Genomic DNA, 21,771 nt, shown 5'->3' with positions numbered 1-21,771 from the left:
TCTTATTAGTCAAAAACATTGTATTTTTATCGGAATAGTGAAACAATAGAGAGGTAGCTTCATATAATCATAATGACAAAATGAACGGTTTATGAATCGAGCATAAAGGAGATTATAGTATGGCACTCTCATTTGTTGAAACAGAAGAACAGTCTTTAATTATTGAGAAAATAAATAAATTGATCCCGAAGTTCATGGAAAGGGAGCATCAGCTAAGTGAATTAGGATCATTTCCGTATGAAAATATAAATGATTTGAAAGATATCGGATATACGAAATTAACGTTACCGAAGGAATTTGGTGGTAGTGCGATTTCTTTATATGACTTCGTTTTATTTCAAGAGAAAATCGCGGAAGGCTGCGGAGCTACTGCATTATCGATTGGCTGGCATCTTGGCATTGTGAAAGAGTTAGCGGAAAATCGCTCTTGGAATGATGAGATGTTCAAATGGTTTTGCGAAGAAGTACGTAATGGTGCGCTCTTTAACAGGGCAGCAACAGAACCGAAAACAGGGAGTCCAACGCGTGGTGGCAAACCAGAAACAATAGCGGTTCAACAAGGCGAGAAGTGGGTTATAAATGGAAGAAAAACTTTTACAACGATGGCGCCAGTACTTGATTATTTTATTATTTCAGCAAGTATGGAAGGCCGTGAAGAAGTTGGTGAGTTTGTTATTCCAAGAAATACACTCGGTGTATCTATTGAAGAAACGTGGGATAGCGTTGCAATGCGAGGGACTGCTAGCCACGACCTTGTCTTACAAAATGTAGAGATAGAAAGTCGCTTTTTTACAGATATAAAGGGCGGGAATGTGAAACAAAAGGGTATTGGCTGGTTGCTACATATACCAGCATGTTATTTAGGAATTGCACAATCAGCAAGAAATTATGCAGTTCAGTTTGCGGGATCATACAAACCAAATAGTTTAAACCATTCTATTAGTTTATTACCGAATGTTAGAAGATTAGTTGGAGAATTAGAACTCGAGCTTATGCAAGCTCGCGTCTTTTTATATCAAATTGCGAAAAAATACGATGAGGCAGAAGATAAACTGTCACTGCAAGCAGAATTAGCGGCAGTGAAATACTCCGTAACAAATGCGGCGATATCTATAGTGGATAAATCAATGCGCATCGTAGGAGCAAAAAGTTTATCAGAAAAAAATCCGCTTCACCGTTACTATTTAAACGTCAGAGCAGGACTGCATAATCCACCGATGGATGATGCAACACTGTCTATGCTGGCGGATGCGGCGTTTCGGTCGTGATTTTTGAAGTTTACATTTTATTGTTTATGGATATTATAGTTGTTTTGAAAGCACGGGTTTGATTAGTAATCAAACCCGTGCTTTTTATGTGTATGAAGTACTTAATGGAGATGTAGGTTTTTAATATAAATGATTATCATGGTGTTGTGATTGTTTCTTGTTGAAAAATTCTTATTGTAATGCCAGTTTGGAGGCTGTATAAACATTTTTCGTATTTAATCCCAAATTAAAGGTCTTTCCAAGTTAACCATTCGCAAATATTGTAAAAATTGACCCGCATGGACCGCATCATGATAGGCAATTCGTAATAGCATATCACCTAAATATCGTTGATAGCCAACATCACTTCTATCAATAAGTCTTGAATCTAGCTCGGCTATGCTTATTGATTGAACATATTCTATGAAGTCAGTAAAGTGTGATTGTGCCAATTCAATTTCTTTTTTTACACAAGTAATTGGCTCGTCATCATACGGGGTACGTATGTCGTTTATTGAACCGTTGTTTTTTATAATCATATGATAGTAAAAAGTTGAGCTCCATACGTGACGAATCATTTCACCAAAGGACATAGCCTCAGGATCAGGCTTCCAATTAAGAAAATTATCGGGAAGAGAATTCCATAATTTTTCTGAGCGCCTTCTCGTTTCTTTTAAATTTAATATACTAAGATCAATTGCATTCATAATACATTCTCCTTTACTATTAAACTTAAAATAATTGTATCAATTTAATAGTTAGGGTATCATCGAAATATGAATGTATATCCGAATATCTCATATATAGCTAAACTAATTGCTGAACCTACAAGAGCAATCATCTTAGATTGTCTAATGAATAATCAGGCACTACCTGCTAGTGAATTGGCTTATATGGCAAAAGTGTCACATCCAACAATTAGTTCGCATCTTTCTAAATTAGTAGAAGGGAATTTACTTACAGTTGAACAACATGGTAGACATCGTTACTATCGACTTGCTAATCAAGAAGTTGCAGAAGTGCTTGAAAAGTTAGGGACAATTGCACCAACAGTTCAAGTTCGCTCTTTAAAACAATCAAGCCAACTAAAACAAATTCGTTATGCTCGAACTTGTTATGATCATCTTGCAGGTAAACTCGGTGTAGAGATAACTGAAAAATTACTAGATAGGCAATTTATAATTTTAGAGGGTGGAGAATACATTGTAACGGAACAAGGTAAGGAATGGTTTCTGAATTTTGGAATAAATGTTGATGAGGCAGATACAAAAAGGAGGGTATTTGCAAAACCTTGCCTTGATTGGAGTGAACGGCGTTACCATATTTCTGGTTGGTTAGGGTCTGCAATTGCAAAACTGCTTTTTGAACAGGGATGGATTACGAAAACGGATAAGAACCGAGCTGTCCATCTTACAAAGAAAGGTGTAAAGTTATTGGAAGATCAATTAGGCATTGATATGAAAACTGAGGAAAGAAAAGCTTGAAATTAGAAAAGTCCGTCAAAATGACGGGTTTTTTCATTATGGTAGGAGTGTACATGAATAATAGGATGTTACCAATAATTGTTGCCAATAAAAAAATCTTTCTTTTCATTCTTCTTTTTTAAGTTTTAAAGGAGAAAGCTAGGCTTCTTATTTTTACTAATGTTATAATAAGAAAAAAGCACGAAAAGAGGTCATCTCATGCTAGAGGTTATTGCAACATGTTTAGAAGATGTAAAACGAATTGAAAGCGCTGGCGGCAAGCGGATTGAATTAATTTCATCTTATACAGAAGGTGGTTTAACACCGAGTTATGCTTTTATAAAAAAAGCGGTAGAAGCGGTAAGTATACCAATTCATGTTATGATTCGTCCGCATGCGAAGTCTTTTACATATACGGAAGAAGAAATTGAAATGATGAAAGAAGATATTATAGTTGCACAGAAGTTAGGAGCAGCTGGTGTAGTGTTAGGCGTATTAAACGAACGAAATGAAGTGGATGAAGAGAAATTAGCGGATTTACTATCTGTTGTAGATGGAATAAATGTAACGTACCACCGTGCGATAGATGATATAGAAAATCCAGTAGAAGCAATGAACACTTTAAAGAAGTTTCATAAAGTGACTCACGTTCTAACTTCAGGTGGACAAGGAAATATAGTAGAGAATATTCCGGTGCTTACTGAAATGCAAAAGGTAAGTGATGGTCAAATTCAGCTTGTAGCTGGAGCTGGCGTGACGAAAGAAAATATAAAGCGATTGCTAGATGAAACTGGAATCAAGCAGGCGCATGTCGGTACAGCGGTAAGAGAAGGGAAATCATGTTTTTCTGAAATAGATCCTAATTTAGTACAAGAATTAGTTGAAATAATAAAATAAGTGCTTAAGAAAGAGGAGAAACGATGAAGGAAAATACGAAGAAAGAATTATTCTCTTGGGCTAAAACGATAGGTTTTACCCTTGTATTAATTGCTATTATTCGCGGTGTTTTATTTACACCTTCTTTAGTGCAAGGTGAATCAATGATGCCCACTTTAAAAAATAACGAACGAGTTCTCGTGAATAAGATTGGTTATAGTATAAGTGGATTAGATCGCTTTGATATTATCGTCTTCCACGGAAAAGAAGGATATGATTTAGTAAAACGAGTAATTGGTTTGCCAGGCGATACAGTTGAGTATAAAAATGATGTTTTATATGTAAACGGCAAAGCGATGGAAGAACCATATTTAAAACAGTTTAAAGAAAAAGCAGTAGGCCGTGTATTAACTCCAGACTTTACGTTAGAACAAATCACTGGGAAAACGAAAGTGCCAGAAGGCCAAGTATTTGTTTTAGGGGATAATCGTGAAGTTTCTAAGGATGGTCGCATGTTTGGCTTTATTTCAGAAGATGAAATCGTCGGAAAAGGACAAGCTGTTTTCTGGCCGTTGGAACAAGTAAGAGCGTTATAAAGTGTGGTGAAGTATGGGAGAGGCATTCTTCCATACTTTTTTATTTGCTTAAAATCTATTGATTGAATTGAAAGAATATTTTATAATTTTAAATTATATGTTTGTTTCGAAAAACGGAATTTAAGTTCCATAATTCGGAACGAAAGGGAGATAGAATGAGTATAAATAAAACGGCAGTTAAGACAATGGATATTTTAGAGTTGTTTTATGAGCATGAAGAGCTAAGTTTAACTGAGATGGTTCAGCTTACAAATATGCCGAAAACATCTGTTTATCGTTTAATTGGCTCGTTGGAAGAGATGGAGTTTTTACAAAAAAACGAAAAGGGGAAATATCGTTTAGGGGTCGTATTTTTACGGTTCGGTCAACTTGTTTCACAACGATTATCAGTAAGAAATATAGCAATTCCTTATATGAAAGAACTTAGAGATAGTTTAGGACAGGCAGTTAATTTAATAATTCAAGATGGTAATGACGCAATTTATGTTGAAAAGATGGAAGGTGTTCAGCCAGTACGCGTGTATACGGCGGTTGGAAGAAGAGCACCGCTTTATGCTGGTGCATGTCCAAGAATTTTACTATCGTATTTCTCTGAGGAAGAGAAACGGAGATACATAGAGGAAGTGAATTTAAAACAGTTTGCAGATGGAACAATCGTGGATAAGGAACAATTGTTAGAAGTGTTGCAAATGGCAAAAAAGGAAGGCTACACAATTAGCTACTCTGAGTTAGAAAATCATACAGCAGCTATAGCAGCGCCTATTTTTGCGAGCGGTGGAATGGTTGTAGCAGGCATTAGTATTTCGGGATTAGCAATTGAGTACAGCGAAAGTAACATTTCATATTTTATTGCGAAGGTGAAAGAAACAGCGCATCGTATTTCGAAAGAACTCGGCTTTTTGGCATAGAAAGAGGGAGTAGGATGAAATTTTCTGCGTTAGGGGATCAAGCAATTATTGTTACATTTGGTGAAGAAATTAAGATGGATATATATGAGAAAGTACAGCGGTTATTTCAAGCACTGCAGCAACATCCGTTTGCAGGAATGATAGAGTGCGTTCCGTCGTTTACTTCATTAGCTGTTTACTACAATGTATACGAAGTATGGAAGGGAAATGAGAGAAGTGAAAGGTCACATGATTACGTTCGCCAGTATATAAAGGAACTGTGTGATTCTTATAAAGAAGAAGTAAAACAGAATGTGAAACATATTTCTATACCAGTGTGCTACGGGGGAGAATATGGACCTGATTTAGAAGAGGTCGCGCATTATCACGGTTTACAAGTAGAAGATGTGATTCGAATACATAGTGAAACTACATATTTTGTATATATGCTAGGTTTTACACCAGGATTTCCGTATTTAGGAGGACTTTCAAAAGAATTAGAAACACCTAGAAAAGAAACACCACGGTTACAAATCTCTCCTGGTTCAGTAGGTATTGGCGGAAATCAAACAGGTATATATCCGCTTGAAACACCAGGAGGATGGAATATTATCGGCCGAACTCCTATTTCATTATTTAATCCGGAAGAAGAAATACCAACATATATTCAAAGTGGTATGTATTTACGATTTATTCCAATAACGAAGGAAGAGTACGTATCACTTGAGGGGGTTAAAGAATGGATGTAGAAGTTTTGCATGCGGGAATGTTTACAACAGTCCAAGATTTAGGGCGATCTCATTATCAACAATACGGTGTACCCGTTGGCGGTGCAATGGATCAAAGTGCGCTTCGGATGATCAATATGTTAGTTGGTAATGAAGAGAATGAAGCGGGACTCGAAATGACGATTATGGGACCTAAATTGTTAATAAAGAAAACGACTTTACTTGCGATTGGCGGAGCAGATATGGAACCGTTATTGAATGGAGAGCGTATCCCGTTATGGCGTCCAATTTTAGCGGAAGAAGGTAGTATGCTTTGTTTTGGAAAAGTGAAAAGTGGTTGCAGAGCGTATGTGACCTTTGCGGGTGGAATACATATTGAGCGTACAATGGGAAGCAAAAGTACGTACATACGTGCTGCGATTGGTGGTATAGAAGGAAGAATGCTGAAAAAGGGTGACTACTTCCAAATTGGTGCACAACCAGAAATGGCGAATCGTTTCATTCAAGACTTACAAAAAGATGAGCGTATAAAAACGAAATGGGCAATTAGCAACAGTGTACTACCAAAGTATAAGAAACATCCTAAGCTTCGTGTCATAGCTGACTTTGAATACGATCAATTTACAGAAGAAAGTAGAAAGGCATTTTTTACGAAAGAGTATAAGGTATCTAATTATGCTGACCGTATGGGCTATAGGGTTGAGGGAGAAGTTTTAAATAGGATTGAAGAAAAAGAGATTTTATCGAGTCCTGTTACATTTGGAACCATTCAAGTTCCTAATGGTGGACAGCCGATTATATTAATGGCAGATAGGCAAACGACAGGTGGCTATCCGAGAATGGGAAATATCATTTCAGTAGATTTACCTCTTCTTGCCCAGCTAAAGCCGGGGGACTATGTTTCTTTTGAGAAAATTACGCTTGAAGAAGCGGAACAATTGTACATAGAACAAGAAGTAAATAGGAATCTATTAAAGAAATTCATCGCTTTACGAAGCTGAGAGCAGGAGGGAAATATCATGACTACAATTGATTTGAATTGTGATTTAGGAGAAAGTTTTGGCGCTTATAAAATGGGGAATGATGATGAAATTCTTCCGTTCGTTTCCTCTATAAACGTTGCTTGCGGTTTTCATGCAGGTGATCCGTCTGTTATGCGTCAAACTGTTGAAAAAGGTTTGGAGCATAACGTAGCAATAGGGGCGCATCCTGGATTTCCTGATTTAATTGGATTTGGTAGAAGAAACATGAATGTTTCAGCAAGTGAAGTATACGATTATGTTTTATATCAAACAGGCGCATTAGACGCATTTGTAAAAGCGGCAGGCGGAAAAATGCAGCATGTAAAGCCGCACGGTGCCTTATATAATATGGCGGCGTCTAATCCGGAAATTGCAGATGCAATTGCAAAGGCAATTTATCATATAAATCCAAGTCTATCGCTTTACGGATTAGCAAATAGCGAGGCGTTTATACAGGCTGCAGAAAAATACAAAGTAACTCTCGTACAAGAGGCTTTTGCGGATCGTACATATAAGCAAGATGGTACATTAACGAGTCGTATAGAAGAAAATGCGCTTATAAAAGATGAAGACGAAGCGATAAAGCAAGTACTTCAAATGGTGAAAGAAGGCCATGTAAATGCGGTCAATGGAGAGAAAGTAGCAGTTCAGGCGCAAACAATTTGTTTACACGGTGATGGGGAGAAAGCAGTGCAATTTGCAGAGAAAATATACAGAACATTCAAACTTAATGGTGTTTCTATTTGTGCACCGAAATAAAAAATAGGGGGAAGTGCTAAAAATGATTAAATTAATCGGAATACTACTTGTTGCAGTGGGATTTTTATTTAGATTAAATACACTTTTAGTAGTTATGGTTGCAGGTATTGTTACTGGTATGGTTTCAGGATTAAGTTTTTATGATGTGATCAGCATGTTCGGTAAATTTTTCATAGAAAATAGATATATGTCTATGCCAATTATATTAACTTTACCGGTAATCGGAATTTTAGAGCGTTACGGTTTAAAAGAAAGAGCCGAAGCACTTATAACGAAATCAAAAGGAGCAACAACTGGAAGAGTATTAATGTCATATTTTACGATAAGAGAATCGTCAGCAGCACTAGGGCTTAATATTGGTGGGCATGCGCAAACAGTAAGGCCGCTCGTTGCACCGATGGCAGAAGGGGCCGCGCAAGGTAAATACGGTAAACTTCCTGGAAAATTAAGAGAAAAGATTAAAGCAAACGCAGCTGCTGCGGAAAATACAGCTTGGTTTTTCGGAGAAGATATTTTCATCGCAACTGGTGCTATTTTATTAATGAAAGGATTCTTCGATTCAGTAGGTATGCATGTCGGTGTATGGGATATGGCACTTTGGGGCATTCCGACAGCAATATCTGCACTTATTGTAAGCTGGATTAGATTTAGAAGGTTTGATAAATATATAGAGAAAACAATGAAGGCAGAAGAAAAAGAGGAGAAGGAGGTAATCTAATATGAACATCATCACAATGGATACAATCTATTATGTATTAGGGATAATCGTTGCCTTTATCGCTGTTCGTATCGCATTCGATCGTGAACATCCAAACAGATTCGGTTCTAGTTTATTTTGGGCATTGTTTGCAGTTACATTTTTATTCGGAAATATAATTCCTTCGTTTTACGTTGGTTGTATAGTGCTCACTATGGTCGTTTTAGCCTCGCTAAATAAAGTGACAAAATCAGAGGAAAAAGAAGTACCAGTACAAGAACGTGTGAAACATGCTGAGAAATTAAAAAATAAAATTTTTATGCCTGCACTATTAATTCCTATTTTTACAATTATCGGTACGTTAACGTTAGGGAAAATTAAATGGGGAAATGTCTCTCTTGTTGATCCAGATAAAGTAACATTAGTTGCATTAGCGCTTGGTGCATTACTCGCATTCGTCGCGGCGATGCGTATTACCAAATCAAAAATAACAACGCCTGTACAAGAAGGAAGCAGACTATTACAAGCTGTTGGCTGGGCTGTAATTTTACCACAAATGTTAGCAGCACTTGGCGGTATATTCGCGAAGTCTGGCGTTGGACAAGTTGTTTCAGACTTAGTCGGACAAGTGTTACCGACAGAGTATCCGTTCGTTGCTGTTATGGCGTACTGTTTAGGCATGATGCTATTTACAGTCGTAATGGGAAATGCATTCGCAGCGTTTGCTGTTATTACTGGCGGAATTGGCTTACCTTTAATAGTTCAAATGCACGGCGGAAACCCAGCAATTATGGCAGCACTCGGTATGTTTGCTGGATATTGCGGAACGCTGCTTACACCAATGGCAGCAAATTTTAATATCGTACCAGCAATGCTTTTAGAACTAAAGGATAAAAATGCAGTTATTAAAGCACAAGTACCAATTGCTCTTTCAATATTCATCATAAATATGTTTATAATGTACGGTCTCGTATATCGTTTCTAATTAGGAGGAGAAAGCTATGAAAATAGTATTATTAACAGGATTTGATCCGTTCGGCGGAGAAAGCATTAATCCAGCTTGGGAAGTCGCAAAAGGTTTGCATGAAAAAACAATTGGAGAATACAAGATAATAAGCAAACAAGTACCAACTGTATTTCATAAATCAATAAGCGTATTAAAAGAGTATATAGAAGAACTAGCGCCGGAAATTATTATATGCATTGGACAAGCTGGGGGCAGACCAGACATTACGATAGAACGTGTTGCAATTAATATTGATGATGCAAGAATCGCTGACAATGAAGGGAATCAGCCGGTAGATATACCGGTTGTAGAAGAAGGAGCGATTGCGTATTGGTCTACACTTCCGATGAAAGCCATTGTTAAAAAACTTCGCGGAGAGGGCATACCGTCATCTGTTTCACAGACGGCAGGCACATTCGTTTGTAATCACTTATTCTATGGACTTATGCATGAATTAGAGAAACATGATAAGAAAATAAAAGGCGGATTCATTCATATTCCGTTTTTACCAGAACAAGCGAGTAATTATCCAGGGCAACCAAGTATGTCACTTTCTACTATTAGTAAGGGGATAGAATTGGCAATCGAAGTAACGACGACAGTTGAAGTAGATATTGTAGAGGTTGGGGGCGCAACGCATTAAGTAAAATGAATTGTACAACACCTCCTGTAAACAACTGGTATAATAAGAATAGGAAAATACATAGAGGTGATTTTTGTGCAACAATTTGAAGAAGTACGTTCAATTTTAGAAAAAGCGAAGAAAATTACAGTATTAACAGGCGCTGGTGCAAGTACGGAAAGTGGTATTCCAGATTTTCGTTCAGCAAATGGATTGTATGCTGATGCGAATGTGGAGATGTACTTATCAAGAGGGTACTATAACCGAAGTCCGAAAGAATTTTGGAAGCATTATAAAGAAATCTTTCAAATTAATACGTTCCATCAATATAAACCAAATCGTGGCCATCGCTTTTTAGCTGAGCTAGAAGAACAAGGGAAAGATATTACGATTTTAACGCAAAATATTGACGGTTTACATCAATTAGGTGGCAGTAAGCATGTCATTGATTTACATGGAACACTTCAAACAACACATTGTCCAAAATGTAAATCAGGCTATGATTTACAGTATATGATTAATCATGAAGTACCGCGCTGTGAGAAGTGTAATTTTATTTTAAATCCAGATGTTGTTTTATACGGAGATACACTGCCGCAATATCAAAATGCGATGAAACGTTTATATGAAACAGGTGTACTTCTCGTTATGGGAACGTCATTAAAAGTACAACCTGTCGCTTCATTCCCGGAAATCGCAAAGAGGGAAGTAGGAGCAACAACTATTTTAGTAAATGAAGAGTTAACAGGGCAGGAATATAACTTTGATTTTGTTTTTCAAAATAAGATTGGTGAGTTTGTTGAAGGGTTATCTTCAATGAAATAAGTTATCGAAAAAACTGAGGTATCTGCCTCAGTTTTTTATTTGAGTTATCGCTGTTTTAAGCCATATGAAAACATTTTGATAATGTAGTAACAACATCTCTATAATTTATAAAAATCAATTTGCCCCATTTTTCTTTTAGAATAATATTCATGTTATTTTGCATTAAGGGAATGGTAATAAATAGGATGTAAAAGAAAAAAACTGAAAATTAAATCTTTTATTTCTTTTATAATTAATATAAAATTCTATATATATCATATAAATAAATTTGATACATAATGATTTTGCGTAGAAATGTTAATAGAATGAAGCGAGGGAGCGAAATGAGACAGAAAAAGGAGCAGAAAAAACAATCGAAAAAGAAAAAGACTCATATTCCATTTCGGTTAAATGTACTATTTTTTATTGTCTTTCTTTTATTTTCAGCTATTATAATTCAATTAGGTAAAGTACAAATCATTGATGGAGAAACGTATAGAAATGAAGTAAATAAAAAGGAAGATGTAACGGTAAGCACTCCCGTTCCTAGAGGGAAAATGTTTGATCGGCAAGGTCACGTTATTGTAAATAATAAACCATTACGAACCGTTACATATACGAAAATGAGAGGAGTAGACTCGAAAGAAGTTTTACAAGTAGCAAGAGATTTAGCTAAGCTAATTGAAATGTCGCAAGAGGACATGGATAAGTTAACAGAGACAGATAAGAAAGATTTTTGGATGCAGTTAAATGAAAAGCGGGCAGCGGCGAAAGTAACAAAAGAAGATGAGAGTAAATTTAGAAAGCAAGAAATAGAAGGAAAAGAGTTAGATAAAAAAGTAGAAGAACTGCGCCGGGAAAGAATTACGCAAGAAGAATTAAATGAGCTTTCAAAGGAAGATATAGAAGTATTAGTAATTAAAAGCAAAATGAATGCGGGATATAAAATGACGCCGCAAATCGTTAAAAAAGATGTAAGTCAAAATGAATATGCTGTCGTTAGTGAAAGGTTGGCAAGTTTACCAGGGGTAGATACAACAGTAGATTGGGAACGTGAATACCCAAATGATAAAATACTGCGCTCTATACTAGGTAGCGTTTCTAATGAAAATGAGGGGTTGCCAAGAGAACAATTAGATTATTATTTAGTTCGTGATTATAATCGAAACGACCGTATTGGTAAAAGTTACATCGAAAAACAATACGAAGATGCACTACATGGAACGAAAGAACAGTCTAAAAATATTATGGATAAAACAGGGAAGATTGTTCGAACAGAAAAAGTGACTGAAGGAAAAAGTGGAAATAACTTGATGTTAACAGTCGATATGGATTTACAGAAAAGAGTAGAGGGAAGCCTTGAAAAGAATTTACGAGCCTTTCATGCTGCAGAGCCGATGATGGATCGTGCGTTCGTAGTAATGATGAATCCGAAAAACGGTCAAATTTTATCAATGGCAGGAAAGAAAATTGTAAATAAAGATGGCGGGATGCAAATAGAAGATTATGCATTAGGAACGATGACAAGTTCTTATGAGTTAGGGTCAACTGTAAAAGGGGCTACTTTATTAACTGGATATCAAACAGAAGCGATTAAGCCGTATACACATTTCTTTGATGCGCCAATGTATTTTAAAGGAAGTTCTAAGCCGAAGAAATCGTGGAAAGAATTTGGAGATATTGATGATTTAAGAGCTTTGCAAGTGTCATCGAACGTTTATATGTTTAATACAGCTTTAAAAATGGCAGGCATTAATTATGTCCCAAACAATCCATTGGACATTAAACAAGAAACATTTAATAAAATGCGCTACTATTTTAGACAATTTGGCCTAGGTGTGTCGACTGGTATTGACCTGCCAAATGAATCAATCGGTCAAATAGGTAGAACTGATAACATACCCGGATTTTTACTTGATTACGCGATTGGACAGTATGATACATATACGCCGCTTCAGCTTGCGCAATATATTTCAACCATTGCAAATGGCGGTTACCGAATGAAACCACAAATTGTACAAGAAGTTAGAGAGCAACCGAATAGACCAGAGGATGTAGGAAAAGTCGTTCGGTCGATTGAACCAGTTGTATTAAATAGAGTGGATATGGATACTTCGTACATTAATCATGTAAAAGAAGGATTTAGAAGAGTTTTTCAAGAGGCTGACGGAACAGGTACCGGAACGTTTAAAGGTTTACCATATAAACCAGCGGGAAAAACAGGAACAGCTGAGACAGTATATGGTGGAGAAAGTGATATTGGAAGAGATGAGAACAACAACCGAAAAAAATGTTATAATTTAACTCTTGCCGGTTATGCGCCATATGATGCTGATCCGGAAGTAGCTTTTTCAGTTGTTGTGCCGTGGGTGAATGATGATAAATCAGGAATTAATTCTGCCATTGGTAAAGAGATTTTGGATGCGTATTTTGAATTAAAAACAAATAGATCAAATGCAAATTCAATTCCAGTAGAACAACCGAACAAAGCACAATAAAAATAGTATCACTGCATGGAAACATATTGTGCAGTGATATATTTTTTGAGTTAAAAAGCGCTTTATAAGGTGGGAATGGATATGAAAAAGGAAATTAAGAGAGGCTGGGGAAAGTACATACTATTTATATTGGTGATGGTAATAGGCTACCATTCTTTTACTTTATGTAAAGTGGAAGGGGAATCGATGCAGCCGACTTTATATGAAGAAGATTACGTATTTGTAAATAAAGCGGTAGTACGTCTTTCTAATTTACAACACGGAGAAATTGTCATTATAAAGGAAGCGGATGAATCGAAATATTATGTGAAACGTGTAATAGGGCTTCCGGGTGATGTAATTAACATAACGAACGGAAAGGTATATGTGAACGATAAAAAACAAGAAGAACCATATACGAACAAAGATTTATTTAACAACACACAAGTGTTTTATAACTTTCAAAAGACAAAAATTCCGCCAAATAAGTTATTTGTAATGGGAGATAACCGCGAAGTAAGTAGAGATAGTCGCAATGGCTTAGGATATATTGAAGAAGATAACATAATTGGCAAGGTGGAATTTGTATATTATCCATTTTCAAAAATGAAAATGATAGAATAAGTGGGGGGATGAGCAAAACCCCACTTATTAAAGTTTCACTTTATTTTCTTTAAAAAACCTTTTGGATTAAATGATATGAAAAATTTATGTTTAGACTCGTCGATTATGAAGTTATTATTTTTAGTTAAAAACTCATCCACAGCTTCCATCGGGCCAGGACCCCAATCGGGAAGAAGCGGATTTCCATTAATGGAGGTATCTTCTACAATTATATAACTGCCAGTAGTGACGATAGATTTATATAGTAAGAGTTCTTTGGATACATGCTCTTTACTATGATCAGAATCTAAAATAACTAAAATCACATCATCAGGTTTGCGCATGCTTACTATTGTTTGGATGGCCTGCACAGAAACAGAAGATGCTGTTAAATACGTAATCCGATTATGTGATGGCCGATTTGGCTGCGGAGTTATATCGATAGTAAGTACGTGACCTTTTCCAATTAAATCTAACATAGAAGCTAAATACAGTGCACTACCACCGTGAAAAGTCCCGCATTCAATAATTAAATCGGGCTTTAATTCATAAATGATTTCTTGATACAAAAAGAGATCAGAGGGAAGTTTACAGATTGGAACTCCAAACCAATGTGTATCTTTTAACCACACAAGGCTATCGTAATATTGTTTTAGAAATTCATTGCTTATAGTATCGATTTTAAATTCTCCTTTCTAAAAAGGCTTCTCTCGTTTGACGTAAAGTGTTTACGCATGAAAGTTGTACTATATATTATGTAGTAAGGAATTGTAAGGCGAGTGTTTTTACTTGAAAATAAGCCAAATAACTCATGTGGAAAATGAAAGGAAATAATCGTATGTACAAATACACAATTTGCTTTATTAGAAAAAGTGATAAAATATTGCTATTAAATAGAAATAAAAAGCCGAATATGGGGATGTGGAATGGTGTTGGAGGAAAAATAGAAGAGAATGAAACGCCATACGAAGGAATAATTAGAGAAACATTTGAGGAAACGGGTATAGAACTTTCAAGTGTAACGTATAAAGGGACTGTTGGTTTTAAAGGTAAAGATGAGCCCCAGGCTAGTGAAGGAATGTATGTGTTCGTTGCTGATCTGCCAGATGGCATGCAGATGAATACACCATTTCGTACGGCTGAAGGATTATTAGAATGGAAAGAAATTGATTGGATATTAGATGGTGATAATAGAGGTGTAGTTAGCAATTTACCAAAATACTTACCGACAGTATTAACAGAAGAAAATAAGTTAAAACATATATTCACGTACGATAACCGGAATATTATTAATTACACAACTGCATTTTTGACAGAAGATGATGCGAACAAGCGATATGAAAAACAACTCATTTCTCAATAGAAGAGGATTGTGAAAAATCACGTTTTTGTTCTCATTATATATGCGAAGTTATTATATGTTTCAGAAATACAATTCATTGGTCAGAATTGTAATATGTATGATATAACTTTTCTTATGGTGAAAGCGTAGAGAACATACGTAAACGGAGCAAAAAGGAGGTGGCTTTGCCGCCTCCTTTTTGTTAGCTGTGAATCGCCTTAATCATAAATCGATGTTGCTTCACATCAAAATATCTTTTTTGTAAGATAATTTCATGTATACGATATAACTCCTCATAATACCTTTCGACAGTAAAATCAGGAATTTGCCACGGAATCGCTTTTAAATAGTAGACGATAGCGCCAATATCATAAAAGCGTTGGAAAGGGAATTCTTCCTTTGCTTCTAAAATAGTAAATCCATTTTCCTCTAACTCACTACATGCTGCTTCAAGTGACCAACTTGCAAATTCACTATTTAGTGTTGAGCCAAACTGCTGATTAAGTTCCGCGCAATCAAGACCGCCAACTTGTTGTGTAAGAAAAACGCCACTTGGAGAAAGGATTCTGTTTACCTCAGAAGCAGCATACGATTCATGTTGATTTATAATTAAATCAAACTGCCCATCTTGAAATGGTAATGCAGTATCATCAGTTACTTCTAAAACAGTAATTCCTAAAGGCTCTAATTTGTTTCGAGCAATTGGCACGTTTGGAGCGTAGCCCTCAGTAGCATAAATAGTTGACGGGAACGGTTGTAACATAGATAAAAACTCTCCGCCGCCAGTCCCCATATCGAGCATTGATTCTGCATGCTGCATAAGCTGGAAAGCTGTACTGCCATATGACCACGATAAAGGCTCACTCTTCATTCGACCGGTTTCTGAAATAAAAGGAAAATCCCAACCGCTAAAATTTGTATTAGCACTTTCTAATAAAGTTAAAAATAATGGATCACGGTTCATAATTGTATCCTCCTATTTTGTAAGTAAATGATATGATGAGAAAAGAAAAAGGGAGGACCTCTTATGAAAGAGAAGCGGTTTTACGTTTCGTGTTCGAATAGATTCATATAAATTCGCTCCTTGTGAGAATGGTTATTTATATATTCGGGATAATTGAGTGGAAATCCTTTGAAGGAATAGAAGAAGGCAGTTGTTTAATGAAAAAATAAATTGAGTTATCTATTTTTATAGTGTAATTGTTCATTCATACGCATAAAAAACTATTCTCTCCATAAAATAGTAAAATTATATTGGAGGTTGAATTATGAAAAAATTTAGTGTATTTTCAATAACCTTGATGACTTTTGGACTATTATTATTTGGATTAAATAGGATAATAGATAGCTATTCTGAGCCTATTATCCTATTAGGGTATATTACTTTTTTAATTGGAGTGGTTCTGAGTATTATAGCGATCGCTAGACGTGAAGATGGAAGCTTAAAATTCATATCACTTATCTCTTTCTTTGTTGTCCTGTTTTTCATTACTTGGTTTGAGTCGGTTCAGGTACTACGAATTATTACTTGGATAAAAAATATTTATTAAAATTTAAATTGTTGGTAAAAAGGGGAAACCTTAAATTTAGGTTTCCTTTTATTATATTCGATTATCAATATTAAAATTTAATAGAGCCATTAATAAAAGAAAAAAATATATAAACTGAGTGTAAAAATATTTTAATTCTTTGAAAACATTCAGCGATTTAGTATTCTTTATATATGGAATATTTTGTTTATGTGAAAAGAGGGCAAGGTGCTATATGAAAAGAATAAAAAATGTAATGTTACTATTGTTATGTTTCTTATGTTTAAGTGGTTGTAATTATGAAGATGAAGATCAGGTGAAAAAATATGTGAAAAAAAAGCACGGAATTGATGTGATTGTAACAGATTGGGGTGCTATACACGAAGGGAATATGGGGCATACATACCATACTGTTCAAGCGAAAAACAATAAAAATATTCAATTTAGAGTAGAGGTTGATGGCTTAGTATACTCAAGAATAAAAGGTGATGAATATCAATACGGAAAAAAAACATATGAGGAATATAAGAAATTTAAACCAATGCTAGAAGAAATTAAAAAATTAGGTTACGTGGAACCTGAAAATAAAAATGTTTTTCAATATATAGTGGATGATGATATAGAGGAGAAACCAACGGATACGTTATTATTAACTTTAAAAACGAGTGACAAGATTGATTACAGTCAATTTGAATCAAAAGAATTAGATCGTTTATATGCTCTAATCCAATTCATTCAGAAGAGTAATAGAAAGATAACAAAAATTGAAATTGAAGATCATAATGGTAAATCTATAGGTTTCCCTTTTCAAAATGTGCAAAAAGCTATAACGAAAGAAGAACTTCTTTTAACAATGAAAAACACAGTAAGCGGTTATTGGACATATTTGATTCAAACTGAAACAAAAGTAGGCGTAAGGTTAAATGAAATTCAAAATGATCGTTTTGTAATTGAGGATATTACTTGTCCACACCCGAAAGACGGCAATTGTCTAGAGTATGAATTGACATTAGTTTTCAATGACAGTGAGATAAAATATAGAAATGATCCATATGTAATAGAGGATTTGAGAAAGGTAGTCACTATTCTTAAAGAAGAACTATATAATAAGGAATTTAACATATTTTTAAGGAACAAGGATGGAACAAGTTATTCACTCTGGCTATCATCCGAAAAAATTAAGGAAAGTAATAACATAGAAGAGCTAGTAAAATAATGATATAAAGAAGAAATTTAAAGTGCTTTTTACGTTTGTTATTTCTGTATTCAAAAGGAAAACCGCTTATGCTTCATTTTTGAAGCATAAGCGGTTTTGTTTAAAATAATTAAAAAGAAAAATCTTTTGGTAAAGTACCACTTTTTATTACCGTTCTTAACCCATGTTTTATAATCCAAGGATTAATAGGATGCTGTTTATCACGTAATTGCTGTAACCACTGAAAAACGAGTTCTTTATCTTCTTTCGTAATATCGTTAATATGATTGGCTACAGATTTTTGAACATATTTAGAAGGGTCATTTATTAATGGTTCAAGAAGTTGTAAATTGTACTGAAAATCACCTTTTAGAGCTCCTATTTTTTTAGCCCAAGGAAGCCTTGGTCTTGTACCTTCAGAAACTAATCTCCTAATGTGGCTGTTTTCGTCATGAATCCACTGTTGTAATATGTTTAGTGTATCTTCATGGTATGTTTCAAGAAAGGGCCGAATGGCATATTCAGCAGTATTCCTTTTCGTTATTTCATACATTGCATTAAACGAGATTTTAAAATCGTTAAGTCCATATTTTTCAACGTATTTTGCAACAGGCATGTACATATATCCATTTGTAAATGTGCCTACTTCTGTTGTATTTTCTGGTCCTAATGTTTTCAGTAATATATGTATTGCGGCATTAAAATCTTTTTGTAAAGCATTGTGTAATTCATTTGCAATTACTTCAATACGCTGTTTTAACTCTAAATTTTCAACTTTACAAGCTACAGAATCTACAAAGATGCTTTTAGAGAAACAAGGATCGTGTTTACAAATAGAATCAGCTATTTTTTCTGCTAATTCTTCATTAAATAAAAATTTTAACGGAACATATTTACCCATTTTTTCACCTCGGTGGCCAGTTAAAAGCAATTTTTATTTTTTAATCGACAATCCATAAACTAACGTCTCACTCGGAGTCGTAATACTAAAACCAGTCGTCTTATAATCAAGCTTCACTGTATCACCAGTGTAGTCTTTCGTGAATGAATCCATTTGTACGATAAGCTCTGCATCTTCATATACAACATCATCTGCGTTATATGTATCCAAAATTAAATCGACATCAACGAAAATACTACAAGAGTTTGTCATTGTCCCTCTAATGCGAATGATCTTTTTGTCTTCACGTTCTAATCTATGTATAGCTGCTTTTGCTTCATCAGTAATACGAATGTTCATAGTATCCCAACCTTTATTTATATTTCCTTTATTATTGCAAAAACAGGAGCAATAGGGAAGCAAAGAGGTTTGCAACAAAAAAACGAGCAAACAAATTTGTTTGCTCGTTTCACTTTATTTTAGTTCACATTTATCAAGTGGAATCACTTTTGTTTTTTTCGTAAATTTATATCCTAACCATAGTACTAAGAAGAGTGGTAAACCGATGTAAGAAACGAGTACGCCATTCCAATCGATTGATTCACCCATAAATGCGCCGTAGTTTTGTCCTAAAATTACGATGATACAAAGTGTAAATGCGAAGATTGGACCAAATGGGAACCATTTTGCTCTATATGGTAAGTCATTTAAATCTTTTCCTTGTGCGATATATGCTTTACGGAAACGGTAATGACTAATTGCAATTCCGACCCATGCGATAAAACCAGACATTCCAGATGCGTTTAATAACCAAATGTATACAACACCGTCACCGAATAAAGAAGCAATGAAAGCAATACTACCAACAATTGACGTTACAATTAACGCGTTAACAGGTACACCGCGGCTATCTAATTTACCAAGAAACTTTGGTGCTTTTCCTTGGCGAGCTAAATCCCAAAGCATACGAGTTGATGCATACATACCAGAGTTACCAGCAGATAGTACAGCAGTTAAAATAACAGCGTTCATAACAGAAGCAGCAAAGGCAACGCCCGCTTTTTCAAAAATAAGTGTAAACGGACTTACTGTAACATCACTTGCTGCAAGGCTTTCAGTTGTATAAGGAATTAATAAACCGATAACGAGAATCGCAAGGATATAGAATAAAAGAATACGCCAAAAGATTGAACGAATTGCTTTCGGAATATTACGTTCTGGATCAGACGTTTCACCAGCAGCTACTCCTAATAGTTCAGTACCTTGGAAGGAGAAACCAGCTGCCATAAACACACCGATAATTGCCATGATACCGCCGTTAAATGGTGCATCTGCAACAGTGAAGTTTTTAAATCCAACCGTTTCGCCGCCCATAATTCCAAAAATCATCATGAAACCAACAATTAAAAAGATAATAATCGTAACTACTTTAATAAGTGCGAACCAATATTCAGATTCACCAAACCCTTTAACAGATAAGTAGTTTAAAAGGAAAATAATAGCTAAACATAATCCGCTCCAAATAAGAGAAGGGGTATCTGGGAACCAAAATTTCATAATTAATGTTACAGCAGCTAGTTCAGCAGCAATCGTAATTGCCCAGTTATACCAATAGTTCCATCCAAGTGCAAAGCCAAGTGATGGATCAACAAATTTTGTTGCATACGTGCTAAAAGATCCAGTAACAGGCATGTAAGCTGCAAGTTCAGCTAAGCTTGTCATTAAAAAATAAACCATAATTCCAATTGCGGCGTATGCAATTAATGCGCCACCAGGTCCAGCTGTATGGATGACACCACCGCTGGCAAGAAATAGTCCGGTACCAATTGTACCACCGAGAGAAATCATCGTAAGGTGCCTTGATTTTAGACCGCGTCTTAATTCACCTTTTCCTTGTGTAGTTTGCGTTTTAGAGGTAGATTGATTTGTTGCGCTATTCATGTTCAACACTCCTTTTCTTGTAGGTTAGGAAGGAGCGGGGGAGAAAAATACAAAAAACCGCCAAAGGAATTTGGCGGAACGTTTCACAAATAACCACCCCATCATACCCTTCCGTTAAGATAGCACCCCACATTTACACGGTAATTTTGTAAACGTGACAGTTCTGTTCCTTTCGGAGACAGCCCCAGCTCATATTTCCAGAGAAGAAATATAAACTTCGGCAACTTTTCCTTTCAAACGGAGTCAGCTGACATTCTCTGTGTCTCGTCCGTTTTACTATTAAAAGTCGCAACCTCTACCTCATCGGATTGATGAGGATTTATATTGCTAAGATTTTTAATATATGGCAATTGTAATGACTTTCTGAATATATTGCAAGATATTTTGTAGGAAAAAATCAAAAAATATCGGTTATTGTATAGGAAACGCTTGCAAAACTCCACCCGAACCAACTATTATGTAGCAATAAGCAAAGAAAAAATTGTTATACAAATGTTTCGCAAAAAATATTGAAAAATCCTTTAAATTAAAAGAAAATTCAGAAAAATATAATTCGACATTCATGATAAGGTCATATTATTTGTTATAATTAAAGTAACGTTTAAGCAAAAAGGGGAAATCAAAATGAAATTAGAAACAGAAAGGCTCTATCTAGTGCCGTGCACAGAAGAGAGGATTCAAGTCGCTAACGAGCAAGGATATAATAGCGGTCCGCATATTGTGGGGCATGTAGAGAATATAAAACAAGATGCGGCTTTATTATCATGGGGGGCGTGGTATGTTCTTCGGAAAGAAGATGATATCGTTTTAGGTGATATTGGGTTTAAGGGGAAACCAAATGAGAATCAAACAGTAGAAATCGGTTATGGATTTATTGAGAAATATTGGAATCAGGGCTATGCAACAGAAGCTGTAAGAGGACTAATCGATTGGGCTTTCAAAACAGGAGAGGTAGAAACAATAATTGCAGAGACACTCCTAGATAATTATAGTTCGATGCGTGTTTTAGAAAAGTTACATATGAAGAGAGTAAATGCTACAGAAACGATGATTAATTGGAAAATAGAAAAATAAAAAAATAAAAAATACCGCTCTAA

General features: G+C 35.4%; 24 protein-coding genes and 1 riboswitch. Of the genes, 18 read left to right on the top strand and 6 right to left on the bottom strand.

Features of this window, described 5'->3' with window-relative positions; translation table 11 throughout:
• The first annotated feature begins 119 nt into the window (after nucleotides 1-119).
• The gene (locus ACUN13_RS17505; protein WP_257115451.1) at nucleotides 120-1,268 is read left to right on the top strand and encodes an acyl-CoA dehydrogenase family protein; all 1,149 of its coding nucleotides are present in this window, start codon (nucleotides 120-122) and stop codon (nucleotides 1,266-1,268) included.
• A 215-nt stretch (nucleotides 1,269-1,483) separates the two neighbouring features.
• Here the strand turns inward: ACUN13_RS17505 and ACUN13_RS17500 are convergent, their stop codons facing one another.
• On the bottom strand, nucleotides 1,484-1,954 hold the full coding sequence (locus ACUN13_RS17500) for a DinB family protein (RefSeq protein ID WP_000991272.1): 471 nt from the start codon (nucleotides 1,952-1,954) through the stop codon (nucleotides 1,484-1,486).
• Between the two features lie 69 nt (nucleotides 1,955-2,023).
• Between ACUN13_RS17500 and ACUN13_RS17495 the strand changes: the two genes are divergently transcribed.
• From ACUN13_RS17495 to lepB (ACUN13_RS17435), 13 genes are all read left to right on the top strand, one after another.
• Nucleotides 2,024-2,731, top strand: coding sequence for an ArsR/SmtB family transcription factor (locus ACUN13_RS17495; protein ID WP_257115450.1), 708 nt, complete (start codon nucleotides 2,024-2,026; stop codon nucleotides 2,729-2,731).
• A gap of 198 nt (nucleotides 2,732-2,929) precedes the next feature.
• Nucleotides 2,930-3,607, top strand: a complete 678-nt coding sequence (locus ACUN13_RS17490) for a copper homeostasis protein CutC (RefSeq protein WP_078421494.1) — start codon at nucleotides 2,930-2,932, stop codon at nucleotides 3,605-3,607.
• 23 nt (nucleotides 3,608-3,630) lie between these two features.
• The gene (gene lepB, locus ACUN13_RS17485) at nucleotides 3,631-4,182 is read left to right on the top strand and encodes a signal peptidase I (protein WP_000662501.1); all 552 of its coding nucleotides are present in this window, start codon (nucleotides 3,631-3,633) and stop codon (nucleotides 4,180-4,182) included.
• Nucleotides 4,183-4,337: 155 nt separating this feature from the next.
• Entirely contained in the window at nucleotides 4,338-5,090 is a 753-nt protein-coding gene (locus ACUN13_RS17480; protein WP_063536745.1) for an IclR family transcriptional regulator, read from the top strand.
• A gap of 14 nt (nucleotides 5,091-5,104) precedes the next feature.
• The gene (pxpB, locus tag ACUN13_RS17475) at nucleotides 5,105-5,818 is read left to right on the top strand and encodes a 5-oxoprolinase subunit PxpB (protein WP_098582845.1); all 714 of its coding nucleotides are present in this window, start codon (nucleotides 5,105-5,107) and stop codon (nucleotides 5,816-5,818) included.
• The gene (locus ACUN13_RS17470) at nucleotides 5,809-6,798 is read left to right on the top strand and encodes a 5-oxoprolinase subunit C family protein (protein ID WP_078421496.1); all 990 of its coding nucleotides are present in this window, start codon (nucleotides 5,809-5,811) and stop codon (nucleotides 6,796-6,798) included. The genes pxpB and ACUN13_RS17470 overlap by 10 nt, the downstream gene beginning before the upstream one ends.
• An 18-nt stretch (nucleotides 6,799-6,816) precedes the next feature.
• Nucleotides 6,817-7,578, top strand: a complete 762-nt coding sequence (gene pxpA / locus ACUN13_RS17465) for a 5-oxoprolinase subunit PxpA (protein ID WP_063536742.1) — start codon at nucleotides 6,817-6,819, stop codon at nucleotides 7,576-7,578.
• 22 nt (nucleotides 7,579-7,600) lie between these two features.
• Nucleotides 7,601-8,296, top strand: coding sequence for a DUF969 domain-containing protein (locus ACUN13_RS17460; protein WP_257115449.1), 696 nt, complete (start codon nucleotides 7,601-7,603; stop codon nucleotides 8,294-8,296).
• Nucleotide 8,297: 1 nt separating this feature from the next.
• Nucleotides 8,298-9,260, top strand: a complete 963-nt coding sequence (locus ACUN13_RS17455) for a DUF979 domain-containing protein (protein WP_001021647.1) — start codon at nucleotides 8,298-8,300, stop codon at nucleotides 9,258-9,260.
• A 16-nt stretch (nucleotides 9,261-9,276) separates the two neighbouring features.
• Complete coding sequence (pcp, locus tag ACUN13_RS17450) at nucleotides 9,277-9,924, top strand: pyroglutamyl-peptidase I (protein WP_088351302.1); 648 nt, start codon at nucleotides 9,277-9,279, stop codon at nucleotides 9,922-9,924.
• Nucleotides 9,925-9,990: 66 nt separating this feature from the next.
• Nucleotides 9,991-10,728: an NAD-dependent protein deacylase gene (locus tag ACUN13_RS17445; protein ID WP_257115448.1), complete on the top strand. Its 738-nt coding sequence runs from the start codon at nucleotides 9,991-9,993 to the stop codon at nucleotides 10,726-10,728.
• A 323-nt stretch (nucleotides 10,729-11,051) separates the two neighbouring features.
• Nucleotides 11,052-13,205, top strand: coding sequence for a peptidoglycan D,D-transpeptidase FtsI family protein (locus tag ACUN13_RS17440; RefSeq protein WP_001249192.1), 2,154 nt, complete (start codon nucleotides 11,052-11,054; stop codon nucleotides 13,203-13,205).
• A gap of 81 nt (nucleotides 13,206-13,286) precedes the next feature.
• Nucleotides 13,287-13,808, top strand: a complete 522-nt coding sequence (lepB, locus tag ACUN13_RS17435) for a signal peptidase I (RefSeq protein WP_016122761.1) — start codon at nucleotides 13,287-13,289, stop codon at nucleotides 13,806-13,808.
• A 35-nt stretch (nucleotides 13,809-13,843) separates the two neighbouring features.
• On the opposite strand, the gene ACUN13_RS17430 is transcribed toward lepB (ACUN13_RS17435), so the two are convergent.
• Nucleotides 13,844-14,467 carry a cephalosporin hydroxylase family protein gene (locus ACUN13_RS17430; protein ID WP_268258618.1) on the bottom strand — a complete coding sequence of 208 codons (624 nt, stop codon included), beginning with the start codon at nucleotides 14,465-14,467 and terminating at the stop codon, nucleotides 13,844-13,846.
• A gap of 158 nt (nucleotides 14,468-14,625) precedes the next feature.
• On the opposite strand from ACUN13_RS17430, the gene ACUN13_RS17425 reads away from it, so the two are divergent.
• Nucleotides 14,626-15,150, top strand: coding sequence for an NUDIX hydrolase (locus tag ACUN13_RS17425; protein ID WP_075677270.1), 525 nt, complete (start codon nucleotides 14,626-14,628; stop codon nucleotides 15,148-15,150).
• Between the two features lie 181 nt (nucleotides 15,151-15,331).
• On the opposite strand, the gene ACUN13_RS17420 is transcribed toward ACUN13_RS17425, so the two are convergent.
• Nucleotides 15,332-16,093 carry a class I SAM-dependent methyltransferase gene (locus ACUN13_RS17420; protein WP_257115447.1) on the bottom strand — a complete coding sequence of 254 codons (762 nt, stop codon included), beginning with the start codon at nucleotides 16,091-16,093 and terminating at the stop codon, nucleotides 15,332-15,334.
• A gap of 304 nt (nucleotides 16,094-16,397) precedes the next feature.
• Here ACUN13_RS17420 and ACUN13_RS17415 point away from each other — a divergent pair, with 304 nt between their 5' ends.
• A complete protein-coding gene (locus ACUN13_RS17415; protein ID WP_078421501.1) occupies nucleotides 16,398-16,679 on the top strand; it encodes a hypothetical protein in 282 nt (93 codons plus the stop codon).
• A gap of 214 nt (nucleotides 16,680-16,893) precedes the next feature.
• A complete protein-coding gene (locus ACUN13_RS17410) occupies nucleotides 16,894-17,874 on the top strand; it encodes a hypothetical protein (protein ID WP_257115446.1) in 981 nt (326 codons plus the stop codon).
• Between the two features lie 109 nt (nucleotides 17,875-17,983).
• Here ACUN13_RS17410 and ACUN13_RS17405 read toward each other — a convergent pair whose 3' ends face one another.
• From ACUN13_RS17405 to ACUN13_RS17395, 3 genes are all read right to left on the bottom strand, one after another.
• Nucleotides 17,984-18,754, bottom strand: a complete 771-nt coding sequence (locus ACUN13_RS17405) for a DNA alkylation repair protein (RefSeq protein ID WP_445423889.1) — start codon at nucleotides 18,752-18,754, stop codon at nucleotides 17,984-17,986.
• A 33-nt stretch (nucleotides 18,755-18,787) separates the two neighbouring features.
• Nucleotides 18,788-19,093 (bottom strand): iron-sulfur cluster biosynthesis family protein, encoded by a 306-nt coding sequence (locus ACUN13_RS17400; RefSeq protein ID WP_063536736.1) that lies wholly within the window; start codon nucleotides 19,091-19,093, stop codon nucleotides 18,788-18,790.
• Nucleotides 19,094-19,207: 114 nt separating this feature from the next.
• Nucleotides 19,208-20,674, bottom strand: a complete 1,467-nt coding sequence (locus tag ACUN13_RS17395; RefSeq protein WP_001083381.1) for an amino acid permease — start codon at nucleotides 20,672-20,674, stop codon at nucleotides 19,208-19,210.
• 112 nt (nucleotides 20,675-20,786) lie between these two features.
• Nucleotides 20,787-20,980: riboswitch (Lysine riboswitch) on the bottom strand.
• Nucleotides 20,981-21,298: 318 nt separating this feature from the next.
• Here ACUN13_RS17395 and ACUN13_RS17390 point away from each other — a divergent pair.
• On the top strand, nucleotides 21,299-21,748 hold the full coding sequence (locus ACUN13_RS17390) for a GNAT family N-acetyltransferase (RefSeq protein ID WP_063536735.1): 450 nt from the start codon (nucleotides 21,299-21,301) through the stop codon (nucleotides 21,746-21,748).
• Nucleotides 21,749-21,771 lie beyond the last annotated feature (23 nt).

The organism is Bacillus cereus group sp. Bce041 (assembly GCF_052646455.1).
This window is presented reverse-complemented; position numbering and strand designations above follow the sequence as displayed.